General features: G+C 68.6%; 9 protein-coding genes. 2 read left to right on the forward strand and 7 right to left on the reverse strand.

What is annotated here, in order from left to right; all coding sequences use genetic code 11:
- Positions 1-139: 139 nt before the first annotated feature.
- From IB230_RS02980 to IB230_RS03000, 5 genes are all read right to left on the reverse strand, one after another.
- A complete protein-coding gene (locus IB230_RS02980) occupies positions 140-1,228 on the reverse strand; it encodes a serine hydrolase domain-containing protein (protein WP_192268585.1) in 1,089 nt (362 codons plus the stop codon).
- Positions 1,229-1,557: 329 nt separating this feature from the next.
- Positions 1,558-2,106, reverse strand: coding sequence for a Pvc16 family protein (locus IB230_RS02985; RefSeq protein WP_192268587.1), 549 nt, complete (start codon positions 2,104-2,106; stop codon positions 1,558-1,560).
- A 123-nt stretch (positions 2,107-2,229) separates the two neighbouring features.
- Positions 2,230-5,850 carry a methylmalonyl-CoA mutase family protein gene (locus IB230_RS02990; RefSeq protein WP_192268589.1) on the reverse strand — a complete coding sequence of 1,207 codons (3,621 nt, stop codon included), beginning with the start codon at positions 5,848-5,850 and terminating at the stop codon, positions 2,230-2,232.
- A 121-nt stretch (positions 5,851-5,971) separates the two neighbouring features.
- Entirely contained in the window at positions 5,972-6,850 is an 879-nt protein-coding gene (locus IB230_RS02995; RefSeq protein WP_192268591.1) for an alpha/beta hydrolase, read from the reverse strand.
- A 70-nt stretch (positions 6,851-6,920) separates the two neighbouring features.
- Positions 6,921-7,541: a TetR/AcrR family transcriptional regulator gene (locus tag IB230_RS03000; RefSeq protein ID WP_192268593.1), complete on the reverse strand. Its 621-nt coding sequence runs from the start codon at positions 7,539-7,541 to the stop codon at positions 6,921-6,923.
- A 220-nt stretch (positions 7,542-7,761) separates the two neighbouring features.
- On the opposite strand from IB230_RS03000, the gene IB230_RS03005 reads away from it, so the two are divergent.
- Together IB230_RS03005 and IB230_RS03010 are read left to right on the forward strand one after the other, a co-directional pair.
- Positions 7,762-8,862 carry a Glu/Leu/Phe/Val dehydrogenase gene (locus tag IB230_RS03005; RefSeq protein ID WP_192268595.1) on the forward strand — a complete coding sequence of 367 codons (1,101 nt, stop codon included), beginning with the start codon at positions 7,762-7,764 and terminating at the stop codon, positions 8,860-8,862.
- A 56-nt stretch (positions 8,863-8,918) separates the two neighbouring features.
- Positions 8,919-10,091 (forward strand): isovaleryl-CoA dehydrogenase, encoded by a 1,173-nt coding sequence (locus tag IB230_RS03010; RefSeq protein WP_192268597.1) that lies wholly within the window; start codon positions 8,919-8,921, stop codon positions 10,089-10,091.
- Positions 10,092-10,193: 102 nt separating this feature from the next.
- On the opposite strand, the gene IB230_RS03015 is transcribed toward IB230_RS03010, so the two are convergent.
- A complete protein-coding gene (locus IB230_RS03015) occupies positions 10,194-13,082 on the reverse strand; it encodes an autotransporter serine protease (RefSeq protein WP_192268599.1) in 2,889 nt (962 codons plus the stop codon).
- A gap of 63 nt (positions 13,083-13,145) precedes the next feature.
- Positions 13,146-13,919, reverse strand: coding sequence for a DUF2189 domain-containing protein (locus IB230_RS03020; RefSeq protein ID WP_192268601.1), 774 nt, complete (start codon positions 13,917-13,919; stop codon positions 13,146-13,148).
- Positions 13,920-13,994 lie beyond the last annotated feature (75 nt).

Here is a 13,994-nt window from a genome sequence, read left to right on the forward strand (position 1 = left end):
CCGCTCCACGTTGCCGTAGGGCGGGCTCAAGCCCGCCGTCGCGGACCGTCCGACACCGTGGCACTTCGCCGGGGAACGCCGCAACGGATACATCAACATGGCGGGCTTGAGCCCGCCCTACGGAACTGCCGCACTTGGATCAGCGCGAGGCCTGTGCGCGCAGCATGTCGACGAAGGTGGCGTCCGCGCCGATCGCGTCCAGCACCGGCAGCACCGCGCGGTAGCCGTCCCGGCTGTTGGTCAGGATCACCGTGCCGCTGCGGGTCGACGGCGTCCAGTAAGCAAGGGCGAACGTGTCCTCGTCCATCCCGGTATGCAGGTAGTACAGCGTGCCGCCGAAGTCGAACAGCTCCCAGCCCAGCGTGAACCCCGCGCGGTCGGGACAGACCTGCGCGGGAATGCCGGCGCAGGTTTCGTCGCGGCGATCGGCCTGCACGCGATGCCGTTCCGCCAACAGCGACGGGCTGACGCCCTCGCCCTTCATCACCGACACCACGAACCCTGCGTAGTCGGCGGCGGTGGTCAGCAGGTCATCGGCGGCCGACGGGCGCCCGCGGAAAACCGGCGGATGCCATTGGCCTTCGCGCCGGCTGCTGGCGATATCGACGGCGCCCGCACCGGTGGCGGTGAAGGCGATGGCGCGCAGGCCCAACGGTTCGAACACGAGCCGTTGCGCCTGCTGATCGAGCCGGTCGCCCGTCAACGCCTGCACATAGCGCGCAACGTACTCGTAGCCCTCGCCCGAATAGCCCGGTGCGCCGCCGGGATCGGCGGTGAAGGCCAGCCCGGACGGACCGCGCCAGTTCGGGAATCCGGTCTGGTGCGCCAGCGCGAAACGCGGCGTCAGCAGGCCGTGCCGCGGATCGTGGGCGATGTCCGGATCGACCCAGGCATCGGCGATGCGGTCGTCGAGCGAGAACCGCCCTTCGGAGGCGAGCCGCAGGACCACCTCGGCGGCGACGGGCTTGGTCAACGACGCGACGTTGTAACGGGTGGCGCGGGTCGCCGCCTGGCCCGCCGCGCGTTCGCCCGCCACGCCCACCGCGACGATCCTGCCGTCCTCGATGCGGGCCACCGACACGCTGGGCACGCCCGTGTCCTTCACGATCGTGGCCAGCGTGGCGTCGAGATCGGCATCGCGGGACGGGGTGACGGGCGCTGCACTGGCGCAGGCCGCACAGGTGACGGCCGCCAGCACGGTGGCGCAACGCAGGAAGGAGAGCGACATGGAGAGCCTCGGACAGTCGGCGTGGGGGAATCGCGACGCGCGGGGCGCGTGCTGCGGCGTAACGTACCGACGCGCGCCCGACACCGACAGGCCGGCGCGCCGAACCGGCGCCATCGCCGACAAAGCCCCGGAATGACGGCGCGAATCGCAGGCCTCGCGGGGCGGACGTAGGGCGGACGTAGGGCGGACGTAGGGCGGACGTAGGGCGGGCGTAGGGCGGGCGTAGGGCGGGCTCAAGCCCGCCGTCGCGGACCGTCCAACACCGGGGCACTCCGCCGGAGAACACCACGGATGCATCCACATGACGGGCTTGAGCCCGCCCTACGGAACTAGATTTCGACGATGGGCCCCGACGCGGGCTCCATGGCCTGCCATCTCACCTCGGCACGGACGAACAGCCCCGCCCGCTGCCGCATCCCGGTTGCCGCCCAGAGCCCCGCGCTCTGCTCAAGCGACACCTCCAACAATCGCCAGCGCAGCGTCAACGATCCCGGGGCCAGCGCCGCCCAGCGTTCCGGCTGCGACAGCCCCTCGCCCAGCGTCGCGTGCGTGTGTATCGGAGGGTCGTTGAGCCATTGCAGTGCCGCGTCCAGCAGGGCCAATTCGGCCAGCGCTTCGCCCCCGAGCCCGGCGATCAGGTAATCCAGTTCCAGGTCCAGCGCAGGGAGGAATCGGGCGCCTCCTGCAAGCGGCACCGGCGCGCGATGGCGTAGTGCCGTCGATGTCGCAAGGCGCAGCGGATGTACGAACAGTCCCGGCATCGCGGGCGCGTCCGACGACGGCGCCCCCACGATGACCGTGACGCCCGCGGGCAACACCGACTGCAGCTGGCCACGCAACACATCCGTGACCAGCGCGATGGGTTCCGGTGACGACATGGCGATGCTCCTTCGCGCGGCACGGTGTGTGCCTCGATACTCGCCCGCCCGCCAGCAGGGGTCAAACACGCAAAGAAAACGCCCGCAATGGCGGGCGTTCTCGTCGACGCATGACGGACGGACTTACATGTTCCGCCGGTACTCGCCGCCCACGTCGTACAGCGCGTGGCTGATCTGCCCCAGGCTGTGCGTCTTCACCGCTTCGATGAGCGCGGCGAACACGTTGCGGCGCTCGCGCGCCGTGCGCTGCAGGTAGGCCAGGCCGTGGCCGTCGTGCACTTCCGGCTCGGCGTGTTCTTCCAGCGCCGAGGCGTGGCTGTGGTCGGTCTCGCCTTCCGGCGCCAGCGCATTGCGCGAGGCCTGCCACGCACGGACGTTGGCGATCTGCTGGCCCTTCTCTTCCTCGGTCGAGCGGATCAGTTCGATCTCCGTGGCGATCTCGCCGCCGTGCTCGCGCGGCAGGAAGGTGTTGACGCCCACCAGCGGCAGGCTGCCGTCGTGCTTCTTGTGCTCGTAGTACAGCGACTCTTCCTGGATCTTGCCGCGCTGGTACATGGTGTCCATCGCGCCCAGCACGCCACCGCGCTCGCTGATCGCCTCGAACTCCTTGTAGACCGCCTCTTCCACGATGTCGGTGAGCTGGTCGACCACGAAGCTGCCCTGCCACGGGTTTTCGTTGAAGTTCAGCCCCAACTCCTTGTTGATGATCATCTGGATGGCGACCGCGCGGCGCACGCTCTCTTCCGTCGGCGTGGTGATCGCCTCATCGTAGGCATTGGTGTGCAGGCTGTTGCAGTTGTCGAACAGCGCGTACAGCGCCTGCAGCGTGGTGCGGATGTCGTTGAACTGGATCTCCTGCGCGTGCAGCGAGCGACCCGAGGTCTGGATGTGGTACTTCATCATCTGGCTGCGCTCGTTGGCGCCGTAGCGCTCGCGCATGGCGCGCGCCCAGATGCGGCGGGCGACGCGACCGATGACGGTGTACTCCGGGTCCATGCCGTTGCTGAAGAAGAACGACAGGTTGGGCGCGAAGTCGTCGATCTTCATGCCACGCGCCAGGTAGTACTCGACGATGGTGAAGCCGTTGCTCAGCGTGAAAGCCAGCTGGCTGATCGGGTTCGCCCCGGCCTCGGCGATGTGGTACCCGCTGATGCTCACCGAGTAGAAGTTGCGCACCGCGTGGTCGACGAAGTACTGCTGGATGTCGCCCATCATGCGCAGGGCGAACTCGGTGCTGAAGATGCAGGTGTTCTGCGCCTGGTCTTCCTTCAGGATGTCGGCCTGCACCGTGCCGCGCACGGTAGCCAGCGTCTCGGCCTTGATGCGGGCGTAGGTCTCCTCGTCCAGCAGCTGGTCGCCGGTGATGCCGAGCAGGCCCAGGCCCAGGCCGTCGTTGGTCGGCGGCAGTTCGCCGTGGTACTGCGGCCGCTGCACGCCTTTCGAGAGCTGACCGGCGAAGAACGCGTCGATCTTCGCCTGCGCCTCGGTCCAGCGCGCGTCGTCGGCCTTCAGGTACTTCTCCACCTGCTGGTCGATCGCGGTGTTCATGAACATCGCCAGGATCATCGGCGCCGGACCGTTGATGGTCATCGACACCGAGGTGGTGGGCGCGCACAGGTCGAAGCCGGAGTACAGCTTCTTCATGTCGTCCAGCGTGGGGATGTTGACGCCGGAGTTGCCGATCTTGCCGTAGATGTCCGGGCGCGGCGCCGGGTCTTCGCCGTACAGCGTGACGCTGTCGAAGGCGGTGGACAGGCGCGCGGCCGGCTGGCCGACCGACAGGTAATGGAAGCGGCGGTTGGTGCGCTCCGGCGTGCCTTCGCCGGCGAACATGCGGATGGGATCCTCGCCGGTGCGGCGGTACGGATACACGCCGCCGGTGTACGGATAGCTGCCCGGCAGGTTTTCCTTCTGCAGGAACGTCAGCAACTCGCCCCAGCCCTGGTACGGCGGCGGCGCGATCTTCGGGATCTGCTGGTGGCTGAGCGATTCGCGGTAGTTCTCGATGCGGATGGTCTTGCCGCGCACCTGGTACTCGTTGACCGGATCGGTCACCGCCTTGTGCCGCGCCGGCCATTCGCGCAGCAGCTTCAGCGCCTCGGACGACAGCGACTGGATGGCGTCGTTGTAGCGCTGGCGTAGGGTCAGCAATGAACGGTCGACCTGTAGGGCGGGCCTTGGCCCGCCGTCGTGGACCTCGCCCGCATCCGGATGGCGGGCCAAGGCCCGCCCTACGAGATCGTCCGTAACGTACAGCTCCAACGCCTTCGGCAGCGCCGCATCATCTAGGTCCTTCAACGCATTCCAGTAATGCTGGGCGCGGCTGGCGGTCTCGGCTTCGGTCTCGATGCGGCGGTTGATGCCGCGGCCCTGCTCGGCGATCTCGGCCAGGTAGCGCACGCGGCTGCCGGGGATCAGCACGGTGGCGCGCGGCTCCTTCAGCTCGGTGTCGAGCGCGGGCGTCCACTTCTCCGCCGGCAGCTGCAGCTTCTCGCGCAGCAGGCGGCACAGGTTGGCGAACATCCAGCTGACGCCGGGGTCGTTGAACTGGCTGGCGATGGTGGGATAGACCGGCACCTCGGCATCGGGCGTCTGGAACGCCACGCGGTTGCGCTTCCACTGCTTGCGCACGTCGCGCAGCGCGTCCTCGGCACCGCGCTTGTCGTACTTGTTCAGCACGATCAGCTCGGCGAAGTCGATCATGTCGATCTTCTCCAGCTGGCTGGCCGCGCCGTAGTCGCTGGTCATCACGTACATCGGGAAGTCGACCAGGTCGACGATCTCCGAATCGCTCTGGCCGATGCCGGCGGTCTCGACGATCACCAGGTCGAAGCCGAGCGACTTCAAAAACGCGATGCAGTCCTTCAGCACGGCATTGGTCGCCACGTGCTGGCGGCGGGTGGCCATCGAACGCATGTAGATCCGCTCGCTGCGCAGCGCGTTCATGCGGATGCGGTCGCCGAGCAGCGCGCCACCGGTGCGGCGGCGGGTGGGATCGACCGAGACCACCGCGATGTGCATCTGCGGGAAGCAGGACAGGAAGCGGTTCATCAGTTCGTCGGTGACCGACGACTTGCCGGCGCCGCCGGTGCCGGTGATGCCGACCACCGGCGTGGGCCGCGCGGGGAACGGCGCGTGCGGGCCCTTGGCCCACTGCGCGCGCAGCTTCTCCAGTTCGGCGTCGGTGTAGCGGCCATCCTCGATGGCGCTGAGCACGCGGCCGATGCCGGCTTCGTCGGTGAGCCTGGGTGCGTTCGGTGCGGCGTCGCGGTCTTCGGCGGCCTGCACGCGGCCTTCCTCGGCGCGCTTGACCACGTCCTGGATCATTTCCACCAGGCCCATCTTCATACCGTCGTTCGGGTGGTAGATGCGCTCCACGCCGTAGGCCTGCAGCTCGGCGATCTCTTCCGGCGTGATGGTGCCGCCGCCGCCGCCGAACACGCGGACGTGGCCGGCGCCGCGCTCCTTCAGCATGTCGACCATGTACTTGAAGTACTCGACATGGCCGCCCTGGTAGCTGGACAGCGCGATGCCGTCGGCGTCTTCCTGCAGCGCGGCGCGGACGACGTCCTCGACGCTGCGGTTGTGGCCCAGGTGGATGACTTCGGCGCCTTCGCCCTGGATCAGGCGACGCATGATGTTGATGGCCGCGTCGTGCCCGTCGAACAGGCTGGCGGCGGTGACGAAGCGCAACGGCGTGGCGTCGGGCTGTGCGGCGGGAAACTGGCTGGCGGGTGTGCTCACGCGTGCCCTCACTCACGTGCTGATAGACCGCCGATTGTAGCCGTTCGCGTGTGGACACCTCACCAAAGGCATACCAGTGAACACGAGCCGCACACCCTACGGGGGCGTGCGGTCGCGTGCGTCAGCACAGGCCGAACGGCAGCTCGCGGGTGGAGACGACGCGCTGGCCGACGGCTTCGCCGCGCAGGAAACGCAGCGACGCGTCGAGGGTTTCCGGTGCGATGGTCACGCGGTGATGGCCCAGCCCGGTGGTGCTGACCAGCGTGGCCTGCGGCCAGTAGCGCGCGTATCGTTCGCCTTCGCACCACGGCACATCGGTGTCCTCGAGGTCGTGCACGATCAGGCCCGGCCGCGCGATCTGCGGCGCGGTCGCCTGCGCATGCAGGTCGCGGATGTCGTGCGCGGTGAGTTCCTGGTACTCGTCGAACAGGCGACGGCTGAGGAACTGCGCCAGCCCGACCATGCCGCCGAAACGGCGCGCGGCGTCGAAGGGGTCGGCCGCGGGCGCGAGCAGGATCACGCGTTCGGCCTGCAGGCCGCGCGCCATCGCGATCGCCGCCGCCGCACCGCCCAGCGAATGGCCGACGATGGCCGCGAGCGGGCCGATGCTGTCGGCGACCCGGCGTGCGGCCTCGGCGAACATCGGCAGCGTCGTGCGGCGGCCGCTGCTGCGGCCGTGCGCAGGCTGGTCGAACGTCACCACCGCATAGCCGGCACGGCGCAGCGGTTCGACCCATGGCAGGAAGCGCAGGCCGAAGCTGGACCAGCCGTGCACCAGCAGCACGGTCGGCTGATGCTGCGGATCGCCCCAGGTATAGGTGGCCAGGCGTTCGCGGCCGAAGGCGAGTTCGCCGAGGCGGGCACCGCCGGTTTCCGCCTGGCGCGCCCGGGTACGGGCTCCGGGCATCGGCGTGCAGAACAGGTGGAAGGCGCGCGCCAGCGTGCTGCGCGGCGCGAGCCAGCTGCCGACCGCGAAGCGCGCGCTCAGCAGGGACAGCATCCATGATTTACGAACGGTCGTGCTATTCCGGGAGACAGAGACAGCGGCCATGGTGGAGACCTCGGGGGAATCAGACGGGGGTGGAAACAGCGGGAGCGCCGTAGGACGCCAGCAGGCGGTCCAGCGAACGGCGGGCAAGCAACGGCGCCTGCTCGGCGTCGTAGAGGCGGGCGTCGTGCAGGCCCTGGGCGATGGCGAACAGTTCGAACGCCAGCAGGACGGCATCGGTATCGCGCGACAGTTCGCCGGTCTCCACACACATGCCGATCGCCTTCATCAGCTGCACGCGCAGCTGGCGCAACCAGTCGACGATGCGGTCGTGCAGCAGGCCCGGGCGGGCGTCGTACTCGTGGGCGGCGGCGAGGATGACGCAACCATCGGGGTTGTCGCAGACCCAGCCGAACCAGTTTTCCATGATGGCCCGCAGCCGCGGCAGACCACGGGGGAGGCCGACCGCCGGGACGATCACGGCGCGCGCGTAGCGCTCGGCCGTCCACTCCAGCACGGTCAGCTGCAGGTCCTCGCGCGAGCCGAAGTGCGCGAACACGCCGCTCTTCGACATGCCCGCCGCCGTGGCCAGCTCGCCGATCGACAGCCCTTCCAGGCCATGCTTGGCGGCGATGTCGTAGGCCCGCGCGACGATCATCTCGCGGGTGGCATTGCCTTTGTGGGTGGCGGCTTGCGGGCTCATGTAGATACAAATAGCACGGTCGTTCTATTCCAGCAATAGGCCGGAGGTCATCCGCTGCCCGCCCCCGCCTGTCATCTCGCCGGAGACCGATTGGATTAGACTGGCGCCCTGCGACGACCACGGCACGATCCGGAAACGTCGCTTTTTTCTTTTCTGACAACCCGTTAGCCGCCCAGAAGGCAAGCCCGCGCCGGCCCCACCCGCGCACCGGAGCCCACCCATGATCTTCGAAACCCTCGACACCTCCGGCCACGAACAGGTCGTTTTCTGCCACAACCCGGACGCCGGGCTGAAGGCCATCATCGCCATCCACAGCACCGTGCTGGGCCCGGCGCTGGGCGGCGTGCGCATGCGGCCCTACGCCGACAGCGCGCTGGCGCTGAACGACGCGCTGCGCCTGAGCCGCACGATGACCTACAAGAACGCCCTGGCCGGCCTGAACGTCGGCGGCGGCAAGGCAGTGATCATCGGCGACAGCAGCGTGGACAAGACCGAGGTGCTGTTCCGCAGCTTCGGCCGCTACGTCGACTCGCTGGGCGGCCGCTACATCACCGCCGAGGACGTCGGCACCGACGTCAACGACATGGAAAACGTCTACCGCGAGACCGAGTACGTGGTCGGCGTGCACCAGGTGCACGGCGGTTCCGGCGACCCCGCCCCGTTCACCGCCTACGGCGCGCTGCAGGGCCTGATGGCCACGCTGAACCGGAAGTTCGGCAACGAGGAGATCGGCAAGTACAGCATCGCCGTGCAGGGGCTGGGCCACATCGGCATGGAGTACGTGAAGCTGCTGAAGGAACGCGGCGCCAAGCTGTTCGTCACCGACCTCAACCCGGCGCTGGTCGAGCACGCGGTGGAGGAGTACGGCGCCGAGGCGGTCAAGCCGGACGAGATCTACGACCTGCCGGTCGACGTGTTCAGCCCGTGCGCGCTGGAGTACGCGATCAACGAACAGACCCTGCCGCGCCTGAAGGCCAAGGTCATCTGCGGCACCGCCAACAACCAGATGTCGCACGTCACCGGCGTGGAAGCGGCCAAGCGCGGCATCCTGTACGCACCGGATTACGCGGTGAACGCGGGCGGCGTGATGAACGTGTCGCTGGAGATCGACGGCTACAATCGCGAACGCGCCATGCGCATGATGCGGACCATCTACCACACCGTCGGCAGGATCTTCGATCTGGCGGAGAAGGAAAACATCGCGCCGCAGTACGCCGCCGACCGCATCGCCGAGGCGCGCATGACCGCGATCGGCAAGCTCAAGCTGCCGCTGGGCCGCACCGCCCCTCGCTTCATGGGGCACCTGCGCGGCGAGCACTGACGCAGGACGTTCCACACACAACCTGGAAGTTGGGCCGCAATAGGAGGGAGGACCGAATGCGACCGGATACCGTCAGCGGGTTTCCGCTGGGCGAAGAATTGGACGCGCTGCGCGAGGCCGTGCAGCGGTTCGCGCAGACCGAGATCGCGCCGCGTGCGGCACAGATCGACCACGACAACGCGTTCCCGCAGGACCTGTGGCCCAAGCTGGGCGAACTGGGCCTGCTGGGCATCACCATCGACCCCGAGTTCGGCGGCAGCGGCATGGGCTACCTGGCCCACCTGGTCGCGATGGAGGAGATCTCGCGGGCGTCGGGTTCGGTCGGCCTGAGCTACGGCGCGCATTCCAACCTGTGCGTCTCCAATCTCTACCTCAACGGCAACGCCGCGCAGCGCGCCAAGTACCTTCCCAAGCTGTGCAGCGGCGAATGGAAGGGCGCGCTGGCGATGAGCGAGCCGGGTGCCGGTTCGGACGTGGTCGGCTCGATGAGCTGCCGCGCCGAACTCAAGGACGGCGTGTGGGTCGCCAATGGCAACAAGATGTGGATCACCAACGGCCCGGAAGCGGACGTGCTGCTGGTCTACATGCGCACCGCCGGCAAGGACGCGGGCAGCAAGTGCATGACCGCCTTCATCGTCGAGCGCGGCATGAAGGGCTTCTCCACCGCGCAGAAGCTGGACAAGCTGGGCATGCGCGGCAGCAACACCTGCGAACTGGTGTTCGAGAACTGCGAGATTCCTGCCGAAAACGTGCTGGGTGAGGTCAACCAGGGCGTGCGCGTGCTGATGAGCGGCCTGAACACCGAGCGGCTGGTGCTGAGCGGCGGTCCGATCGGCCTGATGCAGGCGGCGCTCGACATCACCCTGCCGTACGTGCGCGAGCGCAAGCAGTTCGATGCGGCCATCGGCACGTTCGGGCTGATGCAGGGCAAGCTGGCCGACATGTACACCGCACTGCAGTCCAGCCGCGCCTTCGCCTACCAGGTGGCCCGCGGTTTCGACGAAGGCCAGGGCTCGCGCGCCGCGGCGGCAGGCTGCCTGCTGCATGCGTCGGAAGCCGCGGTGCAGGTCACGCTGGAGGCGATCCAGTCGCTGGGCGGCAACGGCTACATCAACGAGTATCCGGCCGGTCGCCTGCTGCGCGATGCCAAGCTGTACGCCATCGGTGCCGGCACGAATGAAATCCGCCGCATGCTGATCGGCCGCGAGTTGTTCGACGGGCGGGGCTGATCCGCGCCGCAATTCCGAAGCGGTGGACCTGAGTCCACCGCTTCGTTGATCCGTCGGGCGGCGGGCTTGAGCCCGCCCTACGCCTGCTTCTTCGGCACCGCGTCAGAACCCCACGCGCAACCGCGACGACCACTGCCGGTCGCTGCGCTCCGTGCTGCCATCGCGCAGGTCGTAACCGAACGACAGCATCGCCTTCCGCCAAGGCGACAATGCCACCGCCACGCCCATGTGCGTGCTGGTGCGCTCCTGCCTGGCCAGCGGCGCCCAGCTGTCAACGCCGACGAAGCTGGCGTCCACGTTGAGGCCGCGTCCGTCCAGCGTGCGCTGCCACTCGGCGTACGCCTGCAGCGACACGGCGCCCAGCGCCGGGGTTTCCCAGCCGCGGTACGCACGTGCGCCAGCCAACGCCTGCAGGCGGTCGGTGCGGCTGTCGCGCGTCGTCAGGCCGAAGCCCTCCGCGCCCAGCTCGATGAAGCCATCGCGCTGCAGGCGGGTGAACTCCATGCCGGCATACGGCGACAGCCACGCCCGGGCAGTGCCGATACGGTGGCCCGCCTCCACGCTCGCCGTGAAGTAGCGGCCGGCATAACCGCTGGCCACGCCCTGCATCTTGTCGCCGACCAGCAGGCCGCGATCGATCTGCCGGTCGAACCGGCCTGCGCCGAGCAGGCCGACCACATGCGTGCCGTTCCAGTCGCTGCCGGCATAGGCGAGCGCCTGGGTCTGGCGATCGCGGCCGCGATCCCGGCCCGCCTGCGCGCCACCGCTAGCGCGTGCCTCGCCGAACGCCATGCCGGCGAAACCCTGCCGACCCAGCTGCCCGTCACTGCCCAGCAGCCAGCCATCGGCCTGGTAACGCGCCACGCCCAGCGCACCCTGCCCCGGTGCGCCCAGCGACTGGTACCAGTCCTGGCCAGGGACCACGCCCGATGCGCGCGCTTCCGCACGCGCGCCCAACGCGCGGCGACCGGCGCCGATCACGTCATAGGTCATCGCATCGGCCACCGCATGCAGATCGCCGGACAGGCTGCGCAGCGAGGCGTCGGCGTGCGCGATGCTGCCGGTCTGCTGGAAAACCCCGGCACTGTCGATGAAGCCCTGATCGATGCCGGCTGCCGCTTGCCCGGCGAGTTGTCCGTCGATGGCCGACATGGCCATCTCCATCCGCACGGCCGCGGCCTGCGCCGACTTCGGCAGGGACATCCCCGCGATGGCGCGCGATACGTCGATGCGCGTGATGTCCAGGTAGACGTTGTTCGCGTCGTAGGCCAGCGCCGCCTCGAGGAATACGCTGGGCGCGGCCTTCAGACTGCTGAAACGGCCGATGATCTGCGACGAATTCAGCAACACCTCGCGCGCCGACGTGGTGTAGCCGCTCTTCACCCCCAGCACGCTGATCTGGCCATCGAGCCTCGCCTCGATCGACGCGCTGAACGGGTTGCCCAGCCACACGCCCAGGTTGCCGTTCGGCCCTTGGGAGAACCGGTACGCGCCGACCGTATTGTTCGCCCCCGCCAGATAGGTGCCGTTGTTGTTGACCGACGACGCATAGCCACCCGACCAGACCGTGGCGCCGGGACTGACATGGATGTTGGAAAAGCCATTGCCATTGACCAGGTACAGGCTGCCGGCTTCCACCCGCGTGTCGCCGGTATAGAACGCACGATCGGCCAGGATCAGCGTGCCGGTGCCTTGCTTGATCAGTCCTCCCGGGCCGGAAATCGCGTTGCGCCAGACCGATGTGCCGATGAAGGACACGGTGACGTCGCCCCAGGCGAACTGCGCCGGCCCGTTCGCCGCGCGCCCTACATCCAGCAGTCCCCAGCCGAACTCGGCATCCACGCCGGTCGCCCCGAGGTCCCGCGCGGTACCCAGCAATGTCTGTCGCACCAGGTCGTTGTTGAAGTACGGGAACGCCGACCACACCACCGCCGCCGCACCCGACACCTGAGGTGCCGCATACGACGTGCCGCCGCCCAGGTAGAGGCTGTAGCTGGTGTCGCCCGTGCGCGCCGCGGGGTCGATGAAGACCACGTTGCCCGGCGCGGCCAGACAGTAGTTCATCGCGATGCCGCAGGCCTGCGAGTAGTCGGTCAGGCGGGTGGGATTGTCCGGATCCAGGGCGGCAACGGTCAGCCAGCCGCGCTCCAGGTCGGCTGCCGCGGCGGAAAGACTGGGCAGCGCGGCGTTGTCGGACGGATTGCCGCGCAGCGCGGGAATGTCACCGGCATTGCCGTTGGCGAACACGATCAGCCCGCCGCGCCCGATGACGAAGTCGCGGTAGGCCGACGCCAGCTCCGTCGTCAGCGCCGCGTCGTTCCAGTACAGCCCACCCCAGGAATTGTTGATGATCCGCGCACCCGCGCCTGCCAACTGGGTGTTGATGTCGCGGAAGAAGTCGCCATACCCCTGCCCGGCGCGGATCTCGTTGCCCTCGCCGGTGCCGTCGTCGTCCGGACGGGTGTCGTTGATGATGCGCGAAGAAACGATGTTCGCGCCGGGCGCCACACCACCACCCCAGTTGCCGGTGCCGCGCCCGGCAGCGATCTGCGCCACGACGGTGCCGTGTCCCACCACGTCGTCGACGCTGGTGTTGTTGGTCGCGGGATTGACGTTGACGAAGTTGGCATTGACCCGTCCGCTCAAGGCGGGATGGTTGCGGTTGACGCCGGTGTCGACGAAACCGATGGTGACGCCCTGCCCGGTCAGTCCCGCGCCCAGCGAGCCTGCCGCTCCGATCAGATCGAGATGCTGGCTGTACTGCGGCAGGGCCGCCGGCGGAGACTGCGTCGGCACCGCGGGCGGATTCACCTGGGTCAACGAGCCATCGATGGCCACGTTCGGCGTGAAGCCCACGCCTGTCGGCGGCGGCGGATCCGGCCGTACCGTCGAGCCTCCCCCACCGCCCCCGCATGCGGCCAGCGCCAGTGCGAGCATCCCCATGCCTGCCGCGCGCGCGCGGACAGACGAGCCGTCATGCGATCCCTTCATCCCCGTTCTCCCTGATGGTGGCGGTGCACCCCTGCATCGCCCGAGCCGACTTTACCCGGTGACCTACTCCAATGCAGCCCAGCCGGACGCGTCCAGCGTCTCCCGGTAGCCGTGCCAACTGGCGTACGCCAGCCAGGGCATGAGGAGGCCCAGGCCCAACAGCGCCGTGGCGAAGCCGATCACCGTCAGCGTCACCAGCACCAGGCCCCAGAGGACCATCACGCGCTTGTTGCGCATCACGGCATGCACACTCGAGACGGCGGCCGTAACCATGTCCACGTCGCGGTCGGCGATCATCGGCAGCGAGAAGGCGGTGACGGCGAAGGTCAGCGCAGCGAACACCGCGCCTACCGCCGAGCCCAGCGCCAGGAACTCCCAGAACGCCGTCGGATCGCTGCCGTCGAACGGAAAGAACGCGCTGACCATCATGCCGGCGCGCGACCAGAGCAGGATGATCACGCCCTGCCCCAGCGCGTACACCCCCGCCTGGCCCAGTACGCGCTTCGACAGCACGAACGAGTCGCGCAACCGCGGTGTGCGCCCCTGTTCCAGCGCCCGGCTTACGCAATACAGGCCCACGCAGAGCAGCGGCGCCACGAACACGAAGCCCGACAGCAGTGTCGCCAGCAACGCGAACCGCCCAAGCAGGTAGGCCAGCCAGGAGATCCCCAGGCTGACCAGCACGATCACCATGCCGAACAGCAGGGTCAGTCCGGGTGCGCGGCGCACATCGCGCCATCCGGCCCGCAACCAGCGCCACGGTGCGCCGGCGTCGAGGTCCGCGCACGGCACGACGAAGGGCCGTGCGGCCGGTTCTGTCGATGATCCTTCCGTCATGCGTCCTCCCCTGGCCGCCAGCATACGCCCGGTGCGGCAGGGCGCGGGGGCCTGTACCAACGGCCGATTTGCCCG

This window comes from Pseudoxanthomonas sp. PXM01 (assembly GCF_014851815.1).
GTDB lineage: Bacteria > Pseudomonadota > Gammaproteobacteria > Xanthomonadales > Xanthomonadaceae > Pseudoxanthomonas_A.

Bases quoted from the DNA above. Each gene is read 5' to 3' on its own strand.
- IB230_RS02980 (WP_192268585.1), bottom strand. From the start codon at position 1,228: ATGTCGCTCTCCTTCCTGCGTTGCGCCACCGTGCTGGCGGCCGTCACC.
- IB230_RS02985 (WP_192268587.1), bottom strand. From the start codon at position 2,106: ATGTCGTCACCGGAACCCATCGCGCTGGTCACGGATGTGTTGCGTGGC.
- IB230_RS02995 (WP_192268591.1), bottom strand. From the start codon at position 6,850: ATGCTGTCCCTGCTGAGCGCGCGCTTCGCGGTCGGCAGCTGGCTCGCG.
- IB230_RS03000 (WP_192268593.1), bottom strand. From the start codon at position 7,541: ATGAGCCCGCAAGCCGCCACCCACAAAGGCAATGCCACCCGCGAGATG.
- IB230_RS03005 (WP_192268595.1), top strand. From the start codon at position 7,762: ATGATCTTCGAAACCCTCGACACCTCCGGCCACGAACAGGTCGTTTTC.
- IB230_RS03010 (WP_192268597.1), top strand. From the start codon at position 8,919: ATGCGACCGGATACCGTCAGCGGGTTTCCGCTGGGCGAAGAATTGGAC.
- IB230_RS03015 (WP_192268599.1), bottom strand. From the start codon at position 13,082: ATGAAGGGATCGCATGACGGCTCGTCTGTCCGCGCGCGCGCGGCAGGC.
- IB230_RS03020 (WP_192268601.1), bottom strand. From the start codon at position 13,919: ATGACGGAAGGATCATCGACAGAACCGGCCGCACGGCCCTTCGTCGTG.